This is a genomic window from Rhodanobacter sp. DHB23 (genome assembly GCF_014842975.1).
Classification (GTDB): domain Bacteria; phylum Pseudomonadota; class Gammaproteobacteria; order Xanthomonadales; family Rhodanobacteraceae; genus Rhodanobacter_A.
The window spans coordinates 1-23,250 of sequence record NZ_JACYXK010000013.1 but is presented as its reverse complement, the minus strand read 5'-3'; the positions used below and the strand labels follow the sequence as shown (position 1 = coordinate 23,250).

Annotated in this window: 16 protein-coding genes; 7 read left to right on the top strand and 9 right to left on the bottom strand. The window is 68.7% G+C overall.

Features of this window, described 5'->3' with window-relative positions; translation table 11 throughout:
- The first annotated feature begins 45 nt into the window (after window positions 1–45).
- Both IHE47_RS00715 and IHE47_RS00710 read left to right on the top strand, forming a co-directional pair.
- Entirely contained in the window at window positions 46–1,692 is a 1,647-nt protein-coding gene (locus tag IHE47_RS00715; RefSeq protein ID WP_192103173.1) for a glycoside hydrolase family 43 protein, read from the top strand.
- A 48-nt stretch (window positions 1,693–1,740) separates the two neighbouring features.
- Window positions 1,741–4,377 (top strand): glycoside hydrolase family 3 protein, encoded by a 2,637-nt coding sequence (locus IHE47_RS00710; protein WP_192103171.1) that lies wholly within the window; start codon window positions 1,741–1,743, stop codon window positions 4,375–4,377.
- 158 nt (window positions 4,378–4,535) lie between these two features.
- On the opposite strand, the gene IHE47_RS00705 is transcribed toward IHE47_RS00710, so the two are convergent.
- A complete protein-coding gene (locus tag IHE47_RS00705; RefSeq protein ID WP_192103169.1) occupies window positions 4,536–5,531 on the bottom strand; it encodes an endo-1,4-beta-xylanase in 996 nt (331 codons plus the stop codon).
- Between the two features lie 280 nt (window positions 5,532–5,811).
- Between IHE47_RS00705 and IHE47_RS00700 the strand changes: the two genes are divergently transcribed.
- The 3 genes from IHE47_RS00700 to IHE47_RS00690 are packed head-to-tail and all read left to right on the top strand — an operon-like array spanning window position 5,812 to window position 9,179.
- Window positions 5,812–7,296 (top strand): MFS transporter, encoded by a 1,485-nt coding sequence (locus IHE47_RS00700; protein ID WP_192103146.1) that lies wholly within the window; start codon window positions 5,812–5,814, stop codon window positions 7,294–7,296.
- Window positions 7,297–7,321: 25 nt separating this feature from the next.
- Window positions 7,322–8,338, top strand: a complete 1,017-nt coding sequence (locus IHE47_RS00695; RefSeq protein ID WP_192103144.1) for a glycoside hydrolase family 43 protein — start codon at window positions 7,322–7,324, stop codon at window positions 8,336–8,338.
- Window positions 8,328–9,179, top strand: coding sequence for an aldose epimerase (locus IHE47_RS00690; RefSeq protein WP_192103142.1), 852 nt, complete (start codon window positions 8,328–8,330; stop codon window positions 9,177–9,179). The genes IHE47_RS00695 and IHE47_RS00690 overlap by 11 nt, the downstream gene beginning before the upstream one ends.
- 31 nt (window positions 9,180–9,210) lie before the next feature.
- On the opposite strand, the gene IHE47_RS00685 is transcribed toward IHE47_RS00690, so the two are convergent.
- Together IHE47_RS00685 and IHE47_RS00680 are read right to left on the bottom strand one after the other, a co-directional pair.
- Window positions 9,211–10,557, bottom strand: a complete 1,347-nt coding sequence (locus IHE47_RS00685; protein ID WP_225561526.1) for an ATP-binding protein — start codon at window positions 10,555–10,557, stop codon at window positions 9,211–9,213.
- Window positions 10,547–11,941, bottom strand: coding sequence for a sigma-54 dependent transcriptional regulator (locus tag IHE47_RS00680; protein WP_192103140.1), 1,395 nt, complete (start codon window positions 11,939–11,941; stop codon window positions 10,547–10,549). The genes IHE47_RS00685 and IHE47_RS00680 overlap by 11 nt, the downstream gene beginning before the upstream one ends.
- 107 nt (window positions 11,942–12,048) lie before the next feature.
- On the opposite strand from IHE47_RS00680, the gene IHE47_RS00675 reads away from it, so the two are divergent.
- Together IHE47_RS00675 and IHE47_RS00670 are read left to right on the top strand one after the other, a co-directional pair.
- Entirely contained in the window at window positions 12,049–12,339 is a 291-nt protein-coding gene (locus IHE47_RS00675) for a nucleotidyltransferase family protein (RefSeq protein WP_192103139.1), read from the top strand.
- Window positions 12,336–12,713: a DUF86 domain-containing protein gene (locus tag IHE47_RS00670; RefSeq protein ID WP_192103137.1), complete on the top strand. Its 378-nt coding sequence runs from the start codon at window positions 12,336–12,338 to the stop codon at window positions 12,711–12,713. Before IHE47_RS00675 ends, IHE47_RS00670 begins: the two co-directional genes overlap by 4 nt.
- A gap of 10 nt (window positions 12,714–12,723) precedes the next feature.
- Here the strand turns inward: IHE47_RS00670 and IHE47_RS00665 are convergent, their stop codons facing one another.
- The 6 genes from IHE47_RS00665 to IHE47_RS00640 all read right to left on the bottom strand — a co-directional run bounded on the left by IHE47_RS00665 (window position 12,724) and on the right by IHE47_RS00640 (window position 23,014).
- Complete coding sequence (locus IHE47_RS00665) at window positions 12,724–15,144, bottom strand: ADOP family duplicated permease (RefSeq protein ID WP_225561525.1); 2,421 nt, start codon at window positions 15,142–15,144, stop codon at window positions 12,724–12,726.
- Between the two features lie 2 nt (window positions 15,145–15,146).
- Window positions 15,147–17,588 carry an ADOP family duplicated permease gene (locus IHE47_RS00660; RefSeq protein ID WP_192103134.1) on the bottom strand — a complete coding sequence of 814 codons (2,442 nt, stop codon included), beginning with the start codon at window positions 17,586–17,588 and terminating at the stop codon, window positions 15,147–15,149.
- Window positions 17,589–17,612: 24 nt separating this feature from the next.
- The gene (locus IHE47_RS00655; RefSeq protein ID WP_192103131.1) at window positions 17,613–20,069 is read right to left on the bottom strand and encodes an ABC transporter permease; all 2,457 of its coding nucleotides are present in this window, start codon (window positions 20,067–20,069) and stop codon (window positions 17,613–17,615) included.
- Window positions 20,066–20,830: an ABC transporter ATP-binding protein gene (locus IHE47_RS00650; RefSeq protein WP_192103129.1), complete on the bottom strand. Its 765-nt coding sequence runs from the start codon at window positions 20,828–20,830 to the stop codon at window positions 20,066–20,068. Before IHE47_RS00650 ends, IHE47_RS00655 begins: the two co-directional genes overlap by 4 nt.
- A gap of 159 nt (window positions 20,831–20,989) precedes the next feature.
- Window positions 20,990–22,243: an HlyD family efflux transporter periplasmic adaptor subunit gene (locus IHE47_RS00645; RefSeq protein WP_192103127.1), complete on the bottom strand. Its 1,254-nt coding sequence runs from the start codon at window positions 22,241–22,243 to the stop codon at window positions 20,990–20,992.
- A gap of 147 nt (window positions 22,244–22,390) precedes the next feature.
- On the bottom strand, window positions 22,391–23,014 hold the full coding sequence (locus tag IHE47_RS00640) for a TIGR00645 family protein (protein WP_192103126.1): 624 nt from the start codon (window positions 23,012–23,014) through the stop codon (window positions 22,391–22,393).
- Between the last annotated feature and the right edge of the window lie 236 nt (window positions 23,015–23,250).

Sequence of the window (23,250 nt, the reverse complement as noted above, 5' to 3'; positions counted from 1 at the left end):
ATGACCGGGTCCGCCGGTGTGCTGCGTGCGATGCGCGCCGGCCTCATGGCGGCGTGCATGTTCCTCAGCGTGGCCGGACACGCCCAGCAGGCGGCCCTGTTCGACCGCTTCGAGTACAGCGGCCACGACGCCTCTTTCGCGCAGCCGCTTCCGTCGGGCAGCTATCGCAATCCCGTGCTCGCCGGCTTCAGCCCGGACCCGGCGGTCGCGCGGGTGGGCGACCGCTACTACCTGGCCAACTCCAGCTTTGCGTATTTCCCCGGCATCCCGGTGTACGAGAGCGGCGACCTCGTGCACTGGACCTTGCGCAGCCACGTGGTCGAACGGCGCGACGAGATGGATTTCGACGGCGTCGACATGTCGCGCGGCATTTTCGCGCCCTCGATTTCATGGCACGACGGACGCTTCTACGTCATCGCCGTGGCGATCGACCGCGGCGGCACCTTCATCGCCAGCGCACGCGACGCGGCCGGCCCCTGGTCGAACCCGACCTGGCTGCACGGCATCGGCGGCATCGATCCGTCGCTGTTCTTCGACGACGACGGCAAGGCCTACGTGGTCTACAACGACGTGCCCGCCGAGGGCTCGCGCTACCCCGGCCACCGGGCGATCTGGATACAGCCGTTCGACATCGCCCGCCTGGCCCCGGTCGGGCCACGCGGGATGCTGCTCGATGGCGGCGTCGATCCTTCGGCGCATCCGATCTGGATCGAAGGCCCTCATCTCTACAAGCGCGATGGCTGGTACTACCTGATGTGCGCCGAAGGAGGCACCGGCCCGCAGCACTCCGAAGTGGTGCTGCGCAGCCGCAGCGTGTCGGGCCCCTATGTTGCCTACGCGCAAAATCCCATCCTCACCCAGCGCGACCTGCCGGCCGACCGCGCCAACCCCATCGTCGATGCCGGCCATGCCGACCTGGTGCAGATGGACGACGGCAGCTGGTGGTCGGTGTTCCTCGCCAGCCGCGCCTACGGTGGCACGCACTACAACACCGGCCGCGAAACCTTCCTGCTGCCGGTGACGTGGAAAGACGGCTGGCCGGTGATCCTGCCGCACCACACGGCCATTCCGCAGATCGTCCCCGGGCCGCATGCCATGCCGCACGATGTCGCGCAGGCCCCGCACAGCGGCAACTTCACCTGGCGCGACGATTTCGACAAGCCGGTGCTCGATGCCTCATGGCTGTACGTGCGCGTGCCGAAGCAGGGCTGGGCGGACGTGCTTTCGCATCCGGGCAAGCTCGCGATCCATCCCCTGGCCGACGACCTGGACACGCCACGCAACCCTTCGTACCTGGCGCGGCCACAGCAACACATGGATTTCGACGCGAGCGTCACGCTCGAGGTACCAGGGCAGCAAGGCATCGAAGCGGGCATCGCCACGTTCCAGAACTCGCACGACTGGTTCACCCTCGGCGTCCGACGCGATGACGGCACGCTTCATATCGTGCTGCGCCACTGCCGGGGCGACGACAAGAAGTCGCTGGCATCCGTCGACGTCCCGGCAGGCACCAGGACGCTTTCGCTGAGGATCAGCGCCGACGGCGGCGACTATGCCTTTGCCTACCGCGCCGGCCAGGATTGGCAATGGCTGCTGCGCCACGTGGACGGCACCGTCCTGAGCACCGATGTCGCAGGCGGCTTCATCGGCACCACGATCGGCCCCTATGCACGGCTGACCCACTCTCCCTGACCAGGCCATCCCATGCCGACACCTTTTCACAAACTGTGCGTGGCGACGATGGCCGCCATGCTGGCGGCGGGAAGCATTCATGCCGACACCCGCACGGACCCGCGCCCCTGGCTCGACACCCGCCTCGGCTTCGAGCAACGCGCGGCCGACCTCGTGGCGCGCATGACGCTGCAGGAAAAGGTGGCGCAGATGCAGAACAGCGCGCCCGCGATCCCGCGCCTGGGCATCCCCGCCTATGACTGGTGGAACGAGGCCCTGCACGGGGTGGCGCGCGCGGGACAGGCGACCGTGTTTCCCCAGGCCATCGGCATGGCCGCCACCTTCGATCCCGCGCTGCTCCACGCGGAAGCCGACGCGATCAGCGACGAGGCGCGCGCGAAGTACAACCAGTTCCAGCGCCTGGACCAGCACGGCCGCTACGAAGGACTCACCTTCTGGTCGCCGAACATCAACATCTTCCGCGATCCGCGCTGGGGCCGCGGCCAGGAAACCTACGGCGAGGACCCCTACCTCACCGCGCGCATGGGCGTGGCGTTCGTGCTCGGCCTGCAAGGCGACGACCCGCGCTACCGCAAGCTCGACGCCACGGCCAAGCATTTCGCCGTGCACAGCGGGCCGGAATCGACGCGCCACGAAGCCGACGTGCAGCCCACCGGGCGCGACCTTTACGAGACCTACCTGCCGGCTTTCCAGGCCCTGGTGCAGCAAGGGCACGTGGACGCCGTGATGGGCGCCTACAACCGCGTCGACGGCGAGCCCGCCACGGCGAGCAAGCGCCTGCTGCAGGACATCCTGCGCCGCGACTGGGGCTTCAAGGGTTACGTGGTCTCCGACTGCGATGCCGTGGCGGACATCTACACGCACCACAAGGTCGTGGCTACCGCCGCACAGGCTTCCGCGATGGCGGTGAAGCACGGCGACGACCTCGATTGCGGCACGACTTACGCGGCGCTGGTCGATGCCGTGCACCAGGGACTGGTGAGCGAGGCCGACATCGACACGGCGGTGACGCGCCTGTTCGCGGCCCGGATGCGCCTGGGCATGTTCGATCCCCCCTCCATGGTGCCGTGGTCCAGCCTGCCCTACTCGGTGAACCAGGCCCCCGGGCACGATGCGCTGGCACGCCGGACGGCGGACGAATCGCTGGTGCTGCTGAAGAACACCGGCCTGCTGCCGCTTTCGCCGGACCTCAGGCGCATCGCCGTGATCGGCCCCACCGCCGACAGCGTCAGCGCCCTGGTCGGCAACTACAACGGCACGCCGGCTGCGCCGGTGACCATCCTGGCCGGCATCCGCGCGGCGCTGCCGCAGGCGCAGGTCACTTACGTGAAGGGCAGCGAGCTGGTGCAGGGCATGGGCCGGCCCGACGGTGCCGAGCTTGTCGCATCGACCTACCTGCGCCCCTCGGCCACAAGCCAGGAACACGGCTTGACGGTGGAATATTTCCGGAACGGGGATTTCAGCACGACGCCGGTGCTGAGCCGCGTCGACGACAGCATCAACTTCCATTGGGGCCATGCCACTCCCACGGATGACATGGTGATGCAAGGCGAACTTGCCGCCGACAAGGCGCTGTCCGGCAATGGTTTCGGCGTGCGCTGGAGCGGCCTGCTGCTGCCGCCGGTTTCCGGCCGCTACACCCTCGACGCGCTTGCGGCCGACGGCTTTCGCGTTTACCTCGATGGCAAGCTGGTGTCCGATGGTGGGCAGGCAGGCGACAACGTCCCTGCGCAGCAGCACGTCGCACTCGACCTCAAGGCAGGCAGGCCTTACGACATACGTATCGAGTACACCCACGATCCCCGCAACGGCGAGGTGCAACTGGCGTGGCAACTGCCGCATGCCTTGCCGCCGTTCGATGAAGCGCTCGCCGCCGCGCGCAATGCGCAGGTGGTGATCTTCGTCGGCGGCCTGACCGCCGAACTGGAGGGGGAACAGATGCAGGTGGACTACCCCGGCTTCGACGGCGGCGACCGCACCAACCTGCGCCTGCCCGCCACGCAGCAAGCGCTGCTGCAGGCGCTGCAGGCCACCGGCAAGCCGGTGGTGCTGGTGCTCACCGGCGGTTCCGCGCTGGCGATCGACTGGGCCCAGGCACACGTGCCGGCGATCCTGCTGGCGTGGTATCCCGGCCAGCGCGGCGGCACGGCGGTGGCCGATGCGCTGCTGGGCAACACCAACCCCGCCGGGCGCCTGCCGGTGACGTTCTACAAGGCCGACACCGTTCTTCCCGCGTTCGACGACTACCACATGGAAGGGCGCACGTACCGCTACTTCAGGGGCGTCCCGCTGTATCCCTTCGGATTCGGCCTGTCCTACACGCACTTCACCTATTCGGATCTGCACCTCACGCGACAGCGCCTGGGTGCCGACGAGTCGCTCACCGCCACGGTGACCGTCACCAACGGCGGCGCGCGGGACGGCGACGAAGTGGTGCAACTCTATCTGCGCGGACTGGGCACGCCGCACCAGCGCGCCACGCGCGACCTGCGCGGGTTCACCCGGATCCACCTCAAGGCCGGCGCCAGCCAGCAAGTGCGCTTCACCGTCACGCCTTCGCGCGACCTGCGTTACTACGACGCGGCCACGCATGCCTATGCCGTCGACGCCGGGCAATACGAACTGGAGGTCGGCGCCTCGAGCGCGGACATCCGCCAGCAGGCATCGTTCGAGGTAGGGCGCTAGGAATCCGCACGGCGGGAAGGCCCGGGGCGAAAAGCACCTGTCCGCATCCGGCACATGCCGGCCTTCGCGCCGCGGCTTGCCAGGACCGGGGGATGGAAGCCGAGCCACCGCGAATGCCGGTGGCGATTGCCGCGGAATGCGCGGCGGCCGCCGCCGGGTTACTGCGCCGCCGCCCGCGTCGCGCGCACGTAGTCGCGCAACCAGACCAGCGCCGGCCGCTCGCTGCCGTCCTTGCGGATCAGGTAGGCCCCCTGCTTGTCGCGCCACAGCCCGGGCCGAAAGCCCCACAGCGTGATGCCCTTCACCGCCGGGTCGTTCCAGAACACCGGGAACACGCGCTTGTACTCGCGCAACTGCACCGCGTCGTCGCGGCCGTCGACGTCCATCTCCGTGATGTAGATCGGCAGGCCGGTCGCGGCCAGGGTGTCGAGGTTGGCCCGCAGCGTCGACGCCGGCGTGCCATGCGTCACGAACGCATGCGCCTGCAGGCCGATGCCGTCGATCAGGTGCTCGCGCTGCAGCAGCTCGACGATCGCGCGGTAGCGCGCCGTGCTCTTCGCCGAGTTGATGATGCTGTAGTCGTTCATCAGCAGCCTGGCATGGGGGAAGCGTGCCCGCGCCATGCGGAGCGCCTCGATCACCCAGTCCCAGCCGGTGGTTCCCTTGCCGCCCAGCGCCCCGAGGTAATCGCCGCCGTCCTTGTGGCGGGTGGCCGGCGGATGATGCAGGGGCTCGTTGACCACCTCGACGAAGTCCGCCCCGGGATAGCGCGCCGCGGCGGCATCCATCCACTTCCCGATCTCCTCGCGTTGCTGGTCGGGCGGCAAGTGCCGCATCCACTCCGGCTGCTGCTGCCCCCATACCAGCACATGCAGGTGGAACAGCATGCCGTGCGCCTTGGCGAAGTGATAGGCATCGTCCAGGCCCGTCCAGTCGAACTGGCCGCGCACCGCTTCCACGCTGCCCCACTTGCCCGCGTTCTCCGGAGTGAGCTTGTTCCAGTAGCGGTCGAAGTCCTTCGACTGCGCAGCGCTGTACGCGCTGCCGAGGAATTTCTGCTGGCCGGCCGCCAGCGGTGCCTGCTGCGCCCGCAGGGCGGCCGGCGACAACACCAGCAAACCGAGCAATCCAAGGATGATCTTGCGCATCGCCAGTGTCCCCCGCCAATTGTGGTAGCGCTACCAATCATGGCACATCCGCCGCCGGAGTCACATGCCGGACGGCATGCTTCCGCGCGCTCCCGCCACCCGCCGGCCGGCGCCACGAAATGTTGCCGTGCAGCGTGTTACCGAAAACTGTTAGCGCTACCTTTTCGACTCCGGTGCGACGCCAGACAGGCAGGCACCGGGAGGCGGCCCAGGCGGGCCGCATGGGGATCACCACACGGCCCAACCGCGACCAGGCGGACCGGCGTCCAGCAGGCATTCGGCACGCATGAGCAAGCACAATCCGCACGCATTGTCCCCGGTTGAGAAGCTCGGCTACAGCCTCGGCGACCTCGCCGCCAACCTGATCTTCCAGACGCTGGTCAGCTTCCTGGCCTTCTTCTACACCGACGTGTACGGCATACCGGCCAATGCCGCGGCCACGGTGATCTTCGTCGTCGGCCTGCTCGGCGCCTTCGTCTTCACGCCACTGGTCGGGCTGGTCGCGGACCGCACGCATACCCGCTGGGGCAAATTCCGGCCATGGCTGTTGTGGACGGCCATCCCGTTCGGCGTGTTCGCCCTGCTCGCCTTCACCACGCCCCGCTTCGGCGAGCACGGCAAGGTGGTCTATGCGCTGGCGACCTACACGCTGCTCATGGCCGCCTACATTTCCAACAACCTGCCGTACTCGGCGCTGAGCGGCGTGCTGACCGGCAACATGGACCAGCGCAACAGCCTGTCCTCGTACCGCTTCGTGGCGGTGATGATCGCCCAGTTCATCATCCAGGTCCTGCTGCTCCCGCTGGTGCTGATCCTCGGCCACGGCGACAAGGCCATCGGCTTCGAGCGCACGATGGCGCTGTTCGCGGTGGTCGGCACCGTGTTCTTCCTGGTGGCCTTCTTCACCACGCGCGAGCGCATCGTGCCGGAGGCCGCGCACCGCACCAGCATCAAGCAGGACGTCGCCGACCTCGCCGGCAACCGGCCATGGCAGATCATGCTGGTGCTGACGGTGCTGGTGTTCATCGCCCTCGCCCTGAAGGGCGGCATGTACGTCTACTACTTCAAGTACTACCTCGACGGCGGCGAGCTGGCGCGCTTCCTGGACGCGTCCGGCTTCGACCGCTTCATCGCCGGCCTGAACGGGTTCCTGAAGGGCATCGGCCTCACCGGTTTCCAATGGCCGTCGGACGCCCCCACGTCGGCGTTCAGCCTGTTCAGCGCGGGCGGCATCGTCTGCATGATCGTCGGCATCGGATTCTCGCGCCGGCTGGCCGAGCGCCACGGCAAGCGCAACGCGTTCGGCGGCGCGCTGCTGGTCGCCACGCTGTGCCTGCTGTCCTTCGTCCTGTATTCGCCGCAGTCGGTGGGCCTGGTCATCGCCACCTACATGCTGCATGGCTTCTTCTACGGCATCACTACACCGCTGCTGTGGGCGATGGTGGCCGACGTCGCCGACTACTCGGAATGGAAGAACCACCGGCGCGCCACGGCGATCGTGTTCTCCGCGATCCTGTGCGGGCTGAAGGCAGGCCTGTCGATCGGCGGCGCCCTGGTGGCGCGCATCCTCTCCGCCTACGGCTACGTGCCGGGGCAGGCCGTGCAATCGGCCGCCACGCTGCACGGCATCAAGCTGTCCGTCAGCGTGTACTGCTCCATCCCGTTCCTGCTCGGCGTGGCCTTGCTGTTCCTGTACCGGATCGACCGGCGGACCGAGACGCGCATCGAACAGGAACTGGCCACGCGCCGCGCCGCGCGCGCCGGCACCTGATCGACCACTCCAGCGAACTCCCCCCATGTCCGACGCCCCCGATCCCTCCGAACTCGACCGGCTCCGGCAGCGCGCCGTCTCGCAGCCCCTGGTCACGCACCTCTATACGGCCGACCCGTCGGCGCACGTGTTCGAAGGCAGGCTCTATGTCTACCCGTCGCACGACATCGAGGGCTGCGTGCCGTTCGACGACCTGGGCAGCCATTTCTGCATGGAGGACTACCACGTCTTCCGGCAGGACACGCCGACGGGTGCCGCGGTGGACTGCGGCGTGGCGCTGCACGTCAGGGACGTGCCATGGGCATCGCGGCAGATGTGGGCGCCGGACGCCGCGTCGAAGGACGGCACGTACTACCTGTACTTTCCCGCCAAGTGCGCCGATGGCCTGTTCCGGATCGGGGTCGCGACCGGCGACCGGCCGGAAGGCCCGTTCAAGGCCGAGCCCGAGCCGATCGCGGGCAGCTACTCCATCGATCCCGCCGTGCTGCATGACCAGGACGGCTCCCACTACATGGTGTTCGGCGGCCTGTGGGGCGGCCAGCTGCAGGGCTACCGCGACAACGCCTACGCCTCCACCCACGCCGAACCGGCCGACGACGAGCCGGCGCTGGGTCCCCGCATCGCCCGGCTCAGCGGCGACATGAAGCAGTTCGCCGAGCCGCCGCGCGAGATCGCGATACTCGACGAGCACGGCGAGCCGCTGCGCGCCGGCGACCATGCACGACGCTATTTCGAAGGACCGTGGCTGCACACGTACCGGGGCAAGTACTACCTCTCCTACTCCACCGGCAACACGCACCTGCTCTGCTATGCCACCGCCGACGACATATATGGCCCGTACACCTGGCAAGGCGTGATCCTCACCCCGGTGGTGGGCTGGACCACGCACCACTCGATCGTGGCGTTCCAGGGCAGGTGGTGGCTGTACTACCACGACTCGCTGCTTTCCGGCGGCATCACGCACCTGCGCTCGATCAAGGCGACCGAACTGCACTACGACGAGGACGGCCGCATCCTCACCCTGCATCCCTATGGCGACTGAGCAGCCGGCCGATGCCGCGCAGCAGCCGTTGCCGCCCGGCGAACTGATCCACATCGGCAACGAGGCGCTGGCGCTCGGCATCGCCCCGCACGCCGGCGGACGCATCGCGCAGATCAGCTGCGACGGCGTCGCGTGGCTGAGCAGTTTCGACCGGACCCATGCCGCGATCGCCTGGGGCAGCTATCCCATGCTGCCGTGGGCCGGACGCATCCGGCACGGCCGCTTCCGCACCGGCGGCACCGTTCACCAGTTGCCAGTCAACCTGGGCGCGCATGCCATCCACGGCGTCGGCTTCGCGATGTCCTGGGACGTCACCGCGCACGCACCGGCCTGCGTGGAGCTGTCGCTGGCCCTGCCTGCGGACGAACGCTGGCCCTTCGGCGGCGTCGCCCGGCAACGCATCCGCGTCGAAGGACGCGTGCTGCGCCTGGAACTCGGCGTCACCGCGGGCAGCGGACCCATGCCCCGGCCGGTCGTCGGCTGGCATCCCTGGTTCCTCAAGCCCGACGCCATGGATTTCCATCCCGAGGCAGCCTATCCCCGCGACGGCGAAGGCATGGCCATCCACCCGACGCAGGCTCCTCCGCCCGGCCCCTGGGACGACTGCTTCATCAACACGCGACCCGTGCTGCTGCACCGCGCGGGGCAGACGCTGCGCCTGCGCTCGGACTGCGACCACTGGGTGGTCTACGACGAGCCCTCCCACGCCACCTGCGTCGAACCGCAGACCGGCCCACCCGACGCCTTCAACCTTGCCCCGGCCGTTCTTGCGCCAGGCGCGACCGTGTCGGCATGGTTCGAGCTGGAGTGGCTGAGCGACGCCCGCCCGGCAGATCCGTGATCGAACCGCGGCCCTCCATGCCGCCGCACGCCTACGTACGTGCCTCCGCTGCCAGCGGCAGCCACAACCGCGCCAGCGCGCCGCGTGCATCCTCGCGCGCGGCCAGCGTCACGCCACCCTCGTGCGCCTCGGCGATCTGCCGCGCCAGCGCCAGCCCGATGCCGGAGCCGCCGGGCTTGGTAGTGAAGAACGGCACGAACAGGTTGTCGCTGGGCGGCGGCCCGGGGCCGTCGTCCTCCACCTCGATCACGGCGCGCTCGCCCTCGCGGCGGCAACGCAGGCGCACGCCGCCGGCGGGCAGCGCCGCCTCCACCGCGTTGCGCAGCAGGTTGATCAGGGCCTGCTCGAGCTGGTCGGGGTCGGCCTCGACGACCAGCGGTTCGCCCGCTTCCACGCCCACCGGCAGGCGCTGTTCCAGCTTCGCCAGCTTGGCCAGCAGCGCGGACAGTTCCACCGTGCGTGTCTGCGGCGGTGGCAGGCGCGCCAGCCGGGTGTAGCTGGCGAGGAAGCGCGCCAGTGCCTCGGCGCGATGGCCGATCAGTTCCAGCCCGCCGCGGAAATCCTCGCGCCAGTCGTCGGGCAGCGGATCGCGCGCGGCAAGCGTGGCCAGCGTGCCGGCCATCGACTGGATCGGCGCCAGCGAGTTGTTCACCTCGTGGCCGAGCACGCGCAGCAGGCGCTGCCACGCCGCGCGCTCCTCTTCGCGCAAGACGCGGCCCACGTCGTTCACCACCAGCAGCTGCCCGCCGCGGCCGCCGCTGCGCAGCGCCGCGTGGCGCACTTCGAAACGACCGCTGCGCCCGGGAAACACGTGCGCGAGCAGGCGCGCGGACGGCCCTTCCAGCAGCGGCGCCAGGCCAAGCTCCGCCGCGCTCAGCCCGAACAGGCGATGGCGTTCGGCATCCAGCAGGCGCTGCGCCGCCGGGTTGAGCAGGCGCAGCCGCCGGCCCTCGTCGAACACGAACACCGCGCTGTCCAGCGCCGCCAGCGTCTTGCCGAGCAGGTAGGAGGATTCCTCGAACTCCAGCCGTTCCTGCTGCAGGCGCTCGGCCAGCGCGTTGATGTCGTAGACCGCGTCGCCCAGCACGCCGCCCTGCACGCCGCGCAGGCTGTAGTCGCCCTGGCGCAGGGCCTCCAGCAGGCCGGACAAGGTGTACAACGGGAACACCACGCGGTGGTATTGCCAGCGCACCAGCAACAACGTGGCGGCCGCGGCGATGGCGACGGCAGTCCAGCGCAACGGCGCTTCCCACGGCATCCATGCCAGCGCACAGGCGGCGAGCAGCGCCGGCGTCGCCATCGCGAGGCTGCCGAGCAGCACGCGCCGCTCGAAACGCGGCATGCGGCCCGCGCGCTTGCCGGCCGGTTCAGCCGACATCGCCGCCGGCGTCGCGCAGGTCGTGCTTTTCCAGCCGCCGGTACAGCGACTGGCGGGTGATGCCCAGCGCATCGGCGGCGCGCTGCAGGTTGCCGTCGAAGCGTTCCAGCGCGCGCTGCACCAGGTGCGCCTCGGCCTGCTCCAGGGTCATGCCGTCGAGATCCGTGGCCGCCTGCTGCGCGGCGGATTCGCCGAAGGCCAGCACCGCCGCGCCCACCTCGTCATGTTCGGCCAGCAAGGCGGCGCGCTCCATCAGGTGCTGCAGCTCGCGCACGTTGCCGGGCCAGCGCCACGCGGTCAACGCGCGTTCGGCGGAAGGCGCCAGCCGCAAGCCGTCGCGGCCATAGCGCTGCGCATTGCGCGCCAGGAAACCGCGCGCCAGCGGCAGGATGTCCTCCACGCGTTCGCGCAGCGGCGGCAGCCGCACCTCCAGCGTGTTGAGCCGATACAGCAGGTCGCGGCGGAAGCGGCCTTCAGCCACCTCGAGCGCGAGGTCGGCATTGGTGGCCGAGACCAGCCGCACGTCGACCTTCTGCGTGCGCGAGGAACCCAGCCGCTCGAACTCGCCGTCCTCCAGCACGCGCAGCAGTTTCGGCTGCTGCGCGGCCGGCACGTTGCCCACCTCGTCGAGGAACAGCGTGCCGCCATCGGCCAGCTCGAAGCGGCCGATGCGCTCGCTCTTGGCGTCGGTGTAGGCGCCGCGCACGTGGCCGAACATCTCCGACTCGAACACGCTCTCGGCGATGCCGCCCATGTTCACCTTGACCAGCGAACGCGCCGCGCGCGGCGAACGCTGGTGCAGCAGTTGCGCGACCACGCCCTTGCCGGTGCCGTTCTCGCCCAGCACCAGCACGTTGGCGTCGCTGGCGGCGACGCGCTCCACCAGCGCCAGCACGCGGCGCATCGCCGGCGACTCGGCGACGAAATCCTCGCCGCCCTCGCCGCGCAGCAGCGCGTTCTCCGCCTCCAGCCGGCGCTGCCTGCGCGCGCCTTCGGCCAGTGCGACCTGCGCACGCAGCACGCTGACCAGGCGCGTGTTGTCCCACGGCTTCTCGACGAAATCGGCGGCGCCGCGGCGCATCGCCTCCACCGTGAGCGGCACGTTGCCCCACGCGGTCATCGCCACCACCGGCAGCTCGGGCGCGAACTGGCGCAGCTTCTCCAGCAGGGCCAGCCCTTCCTCGCCCGAAGTGGTGTCGCGCGAATAGTTGCAGTCGATCAGCGCGCAGGCGAACTCGCGCCGGCGCACCGCGTCCACCACCGCCGCCGGATCGGCCACGCCCACGCTGGCGATGCCCTCGGCCTTCAGCAGCAGACGCAGTGCCTCGCGCACGTCCGCCTGATCGTCGGCGATCAGGATGGTGGGAAGTGAATCAGCAGGCATGTGCTATCCAGAATCCGGGCAGTGATAGTATCCATTCGCCGCCATGCACACCGCATCACGCGGGAATGTGCACCGTGGCGTGGCCAAGTATCCCGCGCGAACCCGACATGAAGCCCTCCGTTGCCCTCGAAGCAAAGCGATCCGCCATCCGCGATGCGGCTGGGCGCTTTCGCTCGACCAACATCCGGGTCTTCGGCTCGGCGCGGTTCGGCACGGATCGCGAAGGCAGCGACCTCGACCTGCTGGTCGATCCCCTGCCGGGCGCTACCCTGTTCGATCTCGGTGGCCTGCAAGTGGAACTTGAGGAAATGCTGGGCATTCCGGTCGACCTGCTCACGCCGGGCGACCTGCCCATGGCTTTCCGCGAGCGCGCCCTTGCCGATGCCGTGCCGGTATGAGCGGGAACCGTCTCGTCGATTATCTGGATCACATCGCACAAGCCGCACAACAAGCGTGCAACTACGTCGAAGGCATGGACCGGCGGACCTTCCTCGCGGATCGTCGCACGCAGCAAGCCACCATCCTCAATATCATCGTCATCGGCGAAGTCGCCACGCGCCTGCTGCAAGGTCACGTTGCGTTTGTCGAACGCCACCCGCAAATTCCATGGCGCAGTATGAAAGGCATGCGCAATCGCATCGCCCATGGCTACTTCGACATCAATCTCGACGTGGTCTGGGAAACGGTGCAAACGGCCCTGCCGGAACTGCTCGGACAAATCAGCGCCATCCGGGCGGATGCCGCAACATGGCCCGACGACGACAGCAAGTGAGTTTCTCAGCTCACTCATAACGCAACGCCACCGCCGGATCGACGCGCAACGCGCGCAGCAGCGGCACCAGCGCGGCGAACGCGGAAACGCCGATCACCAGCAACAGCACTGTCGCGAACACCGTCGGATCGTGCGCGCGCGTGTGCAGCCCCGGATTGGCCAGTTCGTTCGACAACGGCACGGCCAGCAGCAACCCGATGCCCAGCCCAAGCCCGAGTTGCCATGCCAGCTGCTGCGCCACCGTGCGCGCGATGGCGCCATGCCCGGCGCCGATCGCGCGGCGGATGCCGAGCTCGCGCGTGCGTTGCGCCACCGAGAACGCCAGCACGCCGTACAGGCCCGCGCCGGCCAGCAGCAGCGCGACCACGCCCAGCGCCGCGAACACCTCGGTCAACACCAGCATCCTGACACGCGATATCGCCATCGCCCTTGCCTGGCTGTACATCGCGTGGACGGCCACTTGCGGGTCCACCTCGCGCACCACGGCGGCCAGTTGCCGTGCATAGGTTTCCGCATCGGCATGCGTGCGCACCGCCAGCCCCATGCCGCGGCGCAGCGGCCCCTGGCCCGCCGACTGCTCCAGCGGCAGCAGCAGGCCGGGCAGTGGCCTCTCCAGCGCGCTGTCCAGCTGCAACGGCTCGATCACGCCGACGACGGTCAGCGTGAGTGCCTGCTCGCGACCCGGCCACAACACCAGCTTGCGGCCCAACGCATCGCCGTGCGGCCACATCGCCTCGGCCATCTTGGCATCGACCACGGCTACCGGCGTGCTGTCCGCGCGGTCGCGCGCATCGAAGAAGCGCCCCGCGCGCAGGCGTACACCGTAGGCGGCGAGGAAGTGCGGATCGACAATGCCCATCTGCACCCGCGGCCAGCCATTCGACGGCTGCGGCTGGCCCGGCAGCGACACATCCTCGTGGCTGCCCAGTGCGGCGCTCGGGATGGTGTCCGAAGCGGATGCATCGATCACCGCGGGATCGCTGCGCAGGCGTTCGACCACGGTATCCAGCAAACGGATGCGCTGCGCATCGTCCGCATAGCGTACCGACGGCAACTCCACGTCCGCAGTGAGCACCTGCGCGGCATGCGCGGCGCCCACCGAACGCTCCGCCAGCAGCCCGCCCAGCGCCCGCACGAACGTGCCCGCGCCCACCAGCAACACCACGGTCAACACCACCTCGGCCACCACCAGCACCTTCGCCACCTGGGCGAAGCCGCTGCCGGAACCTTTGCTGCCGTCGCGCAGTGCGTCCTGCAGGTCGGCGCGCGCGGCGCGCCAAGCGGGTACCAGCCCGGCCAGCACGGTACACAGCACGGCCACGCCGAAGCCGAACAGCAGCACCCGGCCGTCGATGCCGAAGCGGAGGAACATGTTTGGCGGATTGTCGCTGGCGATGAACACGCCGACCAGCCAGCGATTGCCGAATTGCATGATCGGCACGGCCACCGCCAATGCCGCCACGCTGAGCAGCAGGCTTTCCACCAGCGCGCCCAGCATCAAGCGTGCGCGGCCACCGCCCAGCGCGCTGCGCAGGGCCAGTTCGCGGCGCCGGTTCAGGGTCTGCACCAGCTGCAGGTTCGCCACGTTGACGCAGGCCAGCAACAGCACCAGCGCGGTGGCGCCGAACATCATCCACACCCAGCCACGGACGTTCTCGGGCATGAAGCTCACGGCCAGCGGCTTGACCGTCAGCGACGGCCCGCGCTGCTCCATCGGCATGGCGAGCTGCATCGCATCCGCCCGCGCGGCGAGTTCCGCGCGTGCCTGCGCCAGGTCGATGGACGGCAGCAACCGGGCCACGCCGTGGATGTCGAGATACTGTTGCTGTTTCAGCCGCAGCGGCATCCACAAACGACTGGCCTGCGGAAAGCCGAAATCCGCAGGCAGCACGCCGATCACCGTGACCGGCTCGCCGTTCACCTGCGCCACGCGTCCCACGATGCGCGGATCGGCATGGAAATCGTGCCGCCACAGCGACTCACTCAGCAGCACCACGGGCGCCCCGCCCGGCACTTCGTCGGAGGCAATGAAGCCGCGACCGAGGATGGGCTTCACGCCCAGCAATTCCATCATCGAGGCGGTGAGCAGGGCGCCGCGCGAATAATTCGCGCCGCCGCCGCTGTCCAGGTTGAAGCCGGTGGTGGCATAGGCGCCCAGCACATCCACGCTGCGCAGATGCCCCTGAAGCTGCAAGTACTGCTCGCTGTCGATGTCGCCGATGCCGTTGCCGTCGAACGACTGCTCGCCGATCGCCACCAGCCGGTCCGCCTGCGGGAACGGCAGCGGCCGCAGGATCATCGTGTTGACCAGGCCGAACAGGAACAGCACCACGCCCAGGCCCACGCCCAGCATCCCCACCGACAACAACGCATAACCTGGGCGCCGCATCAGTCGCCGCCATGCCTCGCGGAATTCGCGCACGATCACCATCGTCACTCCCCCCTCAAGGCGCGCATCGGCGCCACGCGCGCCGCACGCAGGGCCGGCAACAGGCAGGCCAGCAGACCGGCCACGGCGAGCACCACGCAGACACCGAACATCGCCACCGGATCAAAGGCGCTGCCGCGACCCAGCAAGCTCATCAGCAGCACCGCCATCGCGTGCGAGGCGCCGAGCGCGATCGCCACGCCGATCACCAGCCCCACCACGATCTGGACCAGGCCGCCACGCAGCACCAGGCCAAGCAGGCGCCGCGGCGCGGCACCCAGCGCCATGCGCACGCCGAACTCGCGCTCACGCGCCGCCACCGCCACGGCCATCACCGCATACAGGCCCGCCGCCGCCAGCAGCAGCGCCAGCGCGGCGAACAGGCCGATCAGCCACAGGCTGAGCCGCGCGTTCTGCGTGGTGGCCTGCACGATGCTGTTCATCGAGCGCAGGTTGGCGATGGGTTGCTCGGGCGCGATTTCCACCAGGGCTGCGCGCACGCCGGCCTGCCAGTCCATCGGGTTGCCGTGGCCGTGCAAGGCGAAGCGCAGCGGCTCCAGATGGCGGAAGATCGTCATGATGTGCGCGGGCACCTGCGCCAGCGGCATGTACACCACCGGCTGCCGCGGCTGCAGCGCACCGCGCTGCATGGTGCCGCCCACCACACCGACGATGCGCGCCGGCCAGACAACGTCGCCATCGTCTTTCACGTCGATGATCTTTCCGATGGCATGGCCACCGTAATACGCATCCGCCAAGTCCTGACTGACGATGGCCACCTGTTCGCTGCCCGCCGTGTCGTCGCGCGCGAAGTCACGTCCTTCGCGCAGCGGTATGTCGAACAACGTGAAGAAGCCGGAACCGATGCCGTGGTACTGCGCCACGAACTCCTTGTCGTCCGGTGTACGCATGGCGGCCTGCAATTGGCCGTACATGTCGTCGCTGACGGGCAAGTTGGTGGTGACAGCCGCATCGGTAACGCCCGGTATCGCCTGCATCCGCTGCACCAGTCGCCACGACAGATTCCACACCGAGGCCACGTCCGGGTAATCGGCCTGCACCGGAGCCAGATCGAACGTGAGCACGTTGTCATCGGCAATGCCCAGCTGCAATTGCGATGCATCGTAGAGTGCGTGCATGAACACGCCGGCCGCGCACAACAACACCGCGGCCAATGCCACCTGCGCCACCACCAACACGCGACCCAGACGACCGCTGCGCAGGCCGATGCCGCTGCGGCCACCTTCGCGCAATTCGTCCACCGAGGCCGTACTGCGGCTACGCCATAGTGCCAACGTTGCCGACAGCAAGGCACCCAGCAAGCCAACGACCAAGGCCAAGGCCCATGACGCCGCGCCGATGCTCAAGCTGCCGCTCCACAGCCATTCGGCGGGAATGAAGCCCTGCAGCAAGGCCAACCCCACAGCGGCGAGCGCCATGCCCAGCAAGGCACCCATGCCGCCCACCAGCAGACCTTCGGCCAGTGCCGGCAACATCAGGCGCGGCAACGATGCACCCAATGCGCTACGCACTGCGGCGTCATGACTGCGCGACAACGCGCGCAGCAACATCAGGTTGGTGAGGTTGACCAGTGCGATCAACAGCACCAGCAATGCACTGGCGAGAAACAGCAACAGCAGCGGCCGCGCATCCTGTTGCATGACCGTGGCCAAGCTTTCGGCACCGAAACGCGGCTTCTTCCAGTTGCCGCCCATCGCCATGTCGCGGTACATCGCGCGCTCACGCGCATCGACCTGTGCGGAAACCGCAGCGATGTCAGTGCCGTGGGCCAGTCGTGCGATTGCGATGGTGCCGTTGTGGTCGTAGTCGTGGCTCGCCTGCGGCAGCGCGATCGGCAGCATCACATCGCCCGGCCCCAGCACCGTGTTGAAGCCCGCTGGCAACACGCCGACGATGGTGCGTGGCACGCCTTCCACGCTCAGGCTGCGACCAATCACATGCATGTCGCCACCGAAGCTGCGCAGCCAGAAGCCGTGACCGAGGATGACCACGGGCGGGCCATTCGGGCGATCTTCCTGCACGTCGAAGTTGCGCCCCAGCACCGGCTGAAGGTCCAGCGTGGGCAACACGCCGCGATCTATGTAATTCACCGGCACCTGAGCCGGCGCGCCCGCGCCGGCCACGTTCACCGTCGAGCCTGGGCGTTCCAGCCCCAGCGCCGTCACGCCGTCGAGCTTGTCCAGAAACTGGTACTCGTGTGGCGAGATGCCGCCGGGATGGCCGTTGTCGTGCAACTGGCCCAGCATGGCCAATTGCCCCGGCTGCGGTACCGGCAACGGGCGCCACAAGGTGTTCTGGATCAGCGCGAACACCGCCACGCTGGCACCGATGCCCAACGCCAGCACGCCGCTCGCCAGCAACAGGAAGCCGGGGCGGCGCAGGCTGGCGCGCCACGCACGCCAGATTTCGGTGAGCCAGATGTTCATGCGCGAGCTTCCTTTGGCATTGTTTCATTCCCCACGCAAGGCGTGCATCGGCGCCGTGCGGCCGGCACGCACGGCAGGCGCCAGGCAGGCCAGCACGCCGGCGACCGCCAGCACCACGCATGCGACGAGGACAGCCCAGGGATCGAACACGCTGCGCCCCAGTTGCACCACCACCGCGCGCAGCACGCCCGACCCTGCCGCGCCCAGCACGATGCCGGCCGCAAGGCCGAGCACGATCTGCAACAGGCCGCCACGCAACACCAGCAGCAGCAGGCGGTGCGGTGACGCGCCCAGCGCCGCGCGCACGCCGAATTCGCGTTCGCGCGCCGCCACGGCCACCGCCATCACCGCGTACATGCCCACGCCGGCCAGCAACAACGCCAGCGCGCCCAGCAGGCCGACCAGCATGAGGTTGAATTCCGTGTCGGCCGTGGTGTCGTGCACGATCCACGCCATGCTGTGCACGTTGTTGATCGGCTGGTCAGGCGCCACCTCCGCCACAGCCTGCTTCACCAAATCGCGGTAGCCATCGGGGCTGCCTTGCACCTTGATGGCGAAGCGCAGTGGTTCATACGTGCTGAACACGCTCCATACGCCCTCCGGCATCTGCGCCAGCGGCAGGTAGAGAATGGGCGTCGCCGCATCCGGATCTTCCGGACCGAACTGCCAAGTGCTGGCCACTACGCCCACGATGCGCGCCGAAAGCATGCCTGCGCCCTCGCCGCGCTGGATGACCTTGCCCAGCGCATGGCCGTGGTAGTACCGGTCGGCGAATTTCTGGTTGACGATGGCCACCGCCTCGCCGCCTCGCACGTCGGCATTGGCGAACAGGCGCCCTTGCAGCAGGCGTATACCGAACACCCCGAAGAAATCCGGGTCGGTGGCATGGAGTTGCGCGTTGAATTCCTCGCCGCCCGGCACATGCAGTTCGCCCATGGCCCACTGGCCGATGAAATCTCCCGCCGGCAGGTTGGTGCCCGCCGCGGCCTGGCGTACGCCCGGAATCTGGCGCAGGCGTTCGACCAGCCACCGCGAGAGGACGCTCGCCGAAGCCGCGTCGGGATAGGTCGCCTTGACCGGCGCAAGCTCGAAGGTGAGCACACCGCGCGCATCGAAGCCGAGATCAATCTTCGCGTTGTCGATCAGGGTACGCAGGAACACGCCGGCCGCACACAGGAGCAGCGAGGCCAATGCCACCTGCGCGATCACCAGCACGCGGCCCAGCAGACCGCCGCGGCGACCAAAACCGCTGCGCCCGCCTTCGCGCAGGCTGTCCATCGACAGTGCCGCATGCCCGCGCCACAGACCCAGCACCGTGGCAACCAGCGCGCCGAACAGACCCACCGCGATGGCCAGCATCCAAGCCGGCCAACCAAGACTCAGGCCGCGTGGGTGCATCCACTCCACCGGCATCCAGTCGACCGGCATCCACGTACGCAAGGCCGTCAGTCCCAGCACCGCCAGACCCTGACCGAGCAACACGCCGAGCAGGCCGACCAACACGCCCTCCGCCATCGAAGGCAACGCCACGCGCCACGGCGATGCGCCAAGCGCGCCGCGCACGGAAGCGTCGTGGCTACGCCCCATCGCGCGCAGCATCATCAAGTTGGTGAGGTTGACCAGCGCGATCAGCAACAGCAGCGCGGCGCTGGCCAGCCACATCAGTGAAGTCGCGCGCTGATCATGGTGTTCTGCGGCACCGAGATCCTGCGCACCAAAGTGCGAGCGCAGCCAGTAGTCGCTGCCGTACACCTTGTGACCTTGCGCGACATAGAACGCATGCAGCCGCGTATCCACTTGCGTCGCCAATGCGTCTCGCGCAATACCCGGCGCCAATCGCGCCGCGACCATGTAGTCGAGCGAATCATTGGAGGTGTTCGCATCGAACGCCGTTGGCAGCGCGATCGATGCCTCTCCCAAGTCGAAACTCGCCGGCAACACGCCGACGATGGTGTGCGCCTGGCCCTCCACCTGTAGCGTCTTTCCAACCACCGCCGGATCACCACCGAAGCGGCGCAGCCAGAAGCCGTGATACAGAAGCACCGCCGGCGGGCCACCCGGCTGGTCTTCCTGCCCATCGAAGTTGCGCCCAAGCATGGGCCGCACCTGCAATGTGGAAAGCAAGCTGTGATCGAATGTCTGCGCCTGTATTTGCACCGGCTCGCCATAGCCGGCGATGTTCGTGGCCGTGCTCTCGCTCTTGAAGATGCCCAGCGAGGCAGCGCCCGGCAGGCCGGCCAGTTGCTGGTATTGCTGCGGCGACGCGCCATTGACATTGCCTTGTTCAAGACGCCCAAGCGCTACCAGCCGATGCGGTTCCGGATAAGGCAAAGGCCGCAGCAACACGCCGTCGATCAGCGTGAACACGGCGCTGGCCGAACCCACGCCCAGCGCAAGCACGGCCGCCGCCAGCAGCAGGAAACCAGGCCGGCGCAAGCTGGCGCGCCATGCCTGCCAGATCTCGGCGAGCCAGACGTTCACGCACCCACCTCGATACGCTGGCCGATCAGTGCGTCGAGGCGCGATTCGTCCTCGCGGCGCAGGCGGTCGAAGGTTTCCTCGTCGACCACGCGGCCGTCGAACAGGCGCACCTTGCGCTGCGCGAGTTCGGCGTAGCGCGCGTCGTGGGTGACCATGCAGATGGTGGCGCCGCCCTTGTGCAACTCGTCGAGCAGGGCCATCACCGCTTCGCCGTTGCGCGAGTCGAGGTTGCCTGTCGGTTCGTCGGCGAGCAGGATCGCCGGCTTTCCGACCAGCGCGCGCGCCACCGCCACGCGCTGCTGCTGGCCGCCGGAGAGTTGCGCGGGATAGTGGCGCATGCGGTGCGCCATGCCCACGCGCTCCAGCGCCTCCTGCACGCGCGCGCGACGCTCTGCGTTGTCGATGCCACCGCGATAGGTGAGCGGCAACTCGACGTTCTCCTGCACGGTGAGGTCGCCGATCAGGTTGAAGGCTTGGAAGATGAAGCCGATCTCGGCGTTGCGGATGCGCGCGCGCTGCGCGGCGTTGAGCCCGGCGACGTCATGGCCGTTCAGCACGTAGCTGCCGCCGCTGGCGGTGTCGAGCAGGCCGAGGATGGACAGCAGGGTGGTCTTGCCGCAGCCGGAGGGGCCGGAGATGGAAACGTACTCGCCGCGCGCGACGGTGAGGTGCACGTCGCTGAGCGCGTGGGTCTCCACCTCGTCGGTCTGGAACACCTTGCGGAGGCTGGCGAGGGTGATGACGTTGGCGGGGTTGGTCATGGGCTTGTCCATTCTTTGAGGCTTTGGTTTCCCTTCTCCCCCTGGGAGAAGGTGGCCCGGAGGGCCGGATGAGGGTTCGGGCAGGGCGCGGCATACGTCTTCGCCCGAGCCCTCTCCCCTGCCCCTCGCCCAGAGGGAGAGGGGTTCCGTTTGTCGCGCCTACTTCAACTTGATGCGGTCGTACTTGTCCCACTGGCTGGCGTCGGAAAGGATCACCCGGTCGCCGGCCTTCAATCCACGCAACACCTGCACGCGGTCCACCGAGGCCGCGCCGATGCGCACCGGCACGCGCGTGGCGGTGTCGCCATCGGCGTCGAGGCGGAACAGGCTGAGGTCGGCATCGGCCTGCGCCAGCGCGGGGCGCCCCACCGAAAGCACGTCGTGCAGTTGCGCGATCAGGATGCGGCCGTCCACCGAGAGGTCGGGCCGCGCGCCGGGCGGCAACTTGCCGGTGAGCGCCACGTCGACCTGCACGCTGCCGTTGCGCACGGCGGGATCGATGCGTTCCACCTTGCCGTCGACCAGGCCGTTGTGCGTGTCCACGCTCACCGCCATGCCCATCGCCACGTCCTTGGCCTGCACCTCGGGCACCTGCAAGCGCGCGATCAGCACGTCGGGCACCGCCACGCGCGCGAGGTTGGCGCCGGCGGCGACCTGCGCGCCCTCCTGCACCGCCACTTCCTGCAGTACGCCGGCGATGCCGGCCCGCACCTGCAGCGCGTCAACCTGGCGCTGGCGCAATTGCAGGTTGCTCTGCTGCTGCACCAGCGCGGCCCGTACCGCGTCGATCTGCGCCTTCATGCTGGCGGCGAACGCGGCCACGCGCTGCTGCTCGATCTGCATGCGCCCGTTCAACTGCTTGAGCGCGATCTGGCCCTGCTCGTACTCCACCTGCGGGATCACCTGCGCCTTGATCGCGATGGTGTCGGCCTCGGCCTTGACCTTGGCCGAGGCGTAATCGGACTGTGCCTGCGCGAGGGCGGAACGCTGGTCGAGCAACTGCGATTCGAGTTCCGCGCTCTTGGCCGCGACCTCGGCCTGGGCCGCGGCCACCTGCGCCTGCGCGTTGCGCAGCGCGTCCTCGGCCTGCGGATCGGAAAGCTGCATCAGCACGGTGTCCGGCTGCACCGGCGTGCCCGGCCACACCAGGATCTTCTCCACCTGCGCCGGCGTGGCGGCGGCCAGCCAGCGGATCTCGCGCGGCACCAGCGTGCCGGTGGCGCGCACTTCGCGCAGCATGTCGCCCTGCTGCACGGCGTCTATCCACAGGCTGCCGCGATCCGCCGTGGGCAGCGCCGGTCCCAGCCGCCAGACCAGCACGGCCAGCGCGGCCACGGCCAGCACGCCGCCGCCCGCCATAAGGCGCAGGCGGCGGCGCTTGCGGATGCCATAGATCGGGTTCGCGATATCCATGCGTGGTGCATGGCAAGCGACGTGCCAACCTGCAGTCGCGTGGAAAAGCCTTGCGGATCAAGGGCGCACGCCGATGTACACGCTGGCCATGGCGATGCGCCGTCCGCATCCGGATCGCCGTGTCCGCAAACGGACACCCGGTCGCGATCAGTCCGCCTCGCGCTGCCGGTGCAGGCCCGCCTGCATGATGCGGTCGGTCCACGCGATGCCGATGGCCGAGAGGATGAACACCGAATGGATGATGGTCTGCCACATCACCCCCACCGGGGTGAGCGTGGCGCACTGCAGCCCCGTGGCGGCGTCGCTGCCCTCGGCGATGGCGGCCAGCTCCGCCGGCGAACAGAACGGCATCCCCTGCAGCGCACCGGCGGCGATGAAGGTCTTCAGCAGGTGGATCGAGGAGATGCCGATGATCGCCATCGCCAGTTTCACCTTCAGCACCGAGGCGTTGACGTGGCTCAGCCACTCCGGCTGGTCCGGGTGGTTCTCCAGGCCGAGGCGCGAAATGAAGGTCTCGTAGCCGCCCACGATCACCATCACGAGCAGGTTGGAGATCATCACCACGTCGATCAGGCCGAGCACGATCAGCATGATCTCCTGCTCGCCCAGCTTCGGCGCCTCGCGGATCAGGTGCCACAGCTCCTTGCCGAACAGGAACACGTAGACGCACTGCACCACGATAAGGCCGAGGTAGAGCGGCAACTGCAGCCAGCGCGCGTTGAAGATCAGCAGGGCCAGCGGGTTGAGCTTGGGGGCGGAGCGGTCGGACATGGAGGGCTCCCGGTGGGCGCACCAGCGTAGCCGCGCCGCGCCACGGCTGCCAGCAGCGGTAGGAGCGCACCCTGTGCGCGATGGCTCTGGTGCTTGATCGAAGCAAGAGCATCGCGCACAGGGTGCGCTTGTGTCTGCCCAAATCCGTAAAGTGGAAGCGGAGAGCGATGTGCGGCACGCCGAAGGCGCGCAGTGTTGGAAGCACGAGTAGGAGCCCGAGCGGCCGCACATCGACC

Coding starts and splice junctions, on each gene's coding strand:
- IHE47_RS00675 (WP_192103139.1), top strand. CDS start 12,049: ATGAAGCCCTCCGTTGCCCTCGAAGCAAAGCGATCCGCCATCCGCGAT.
- IHE47_RS00670 (WP_192103137.1), top strand. CDS start 12,336: ATGAGCGGGAACCGTCTCGTCGATTATCTGGATCACATCGCACAAGCC.
- IHE47_RS00690 (WP_192103142.1), top strand. CDS start 8,328: ATGGCGACTGAGCAGCCGGCCGATGCCGCGCAGCAGCCGTTGCCGCCC.
- IHE47_RS00695 (WP_192103144.1), top strand. CDS start 7,322: ATGTCCGACGCCCCCGATCCCTCCGAACTCGACCGGCTCCGGCAGCGC.
- IHE47_RS00685 (WP_225561526.1), bottom strand. CDS start 10,557: ATGTCGGCTGAACCGGCCGGCAAGCGCGCGGGCCGCATGCCGCGTTTC.
- IHE47_RS00700 (WP_192103146.1), top strand. CDS start 5,812: ATGAGCAAGCACAATCCGCACGCATTGTCCCCGGTTGAGAAGCTCGGC.
- IHE47_RS00715 (WP_192103173.1), top strand. CDS start 46: ATGGCGGCGTGCATGTTCCTCAGCGTGGCCGGACACGCCCAGCAGGCG.
- IHE47_RS00640 (WP_192103126.1), bottom strand. CDS start 23,014: ATGTCCGACCGCTCCGCCCCCAAGCTCAACCCGCTGGCCCTGCTGATC.
- IHE47_RS00645 (WP_192103127.1), bottom strand. CDS start 22,243: ATGGATATCGCGAACCCGATCTATGGCATCCGCAAGCGCCGCCGCCTG.
- IHE47_RS00650 (WP_192103129.1), bottom strand. CDS start 20,830: ATGACCAACCCCGCCAACGTCATCACCCTCGCCAGCCTCCGCAAGGTG.
- IHE47_RS00665 (WP_225561525.1), bottom strand. CDS start 15,144: ATGGTGATCGTGCGCGAATTCCGCGAGGCATGGCGGCGACTGATGCGG.
- IHE47_RS00710 (WP_192103171.1), top strand. CDS start 1,741: ATGGCCGCCATGCTGGCGGCGGGAAGCATTCATGCCGACACCCGCACG.
- IHE47_RS00680 (WP_192103140.1), bottom strand. CDS start 11,941: ATGCCTGCTGATTCACTTCCCACCATCCTGATCGCCGACGATCAGGCG.
- IHE47_RS00660 (WP_192103134.1), bottom strand. CDS start 17,588: ATGAACATCTGGCTCACCGAAATCTGGCGTGCGTGGCGCGCCAGCCTG.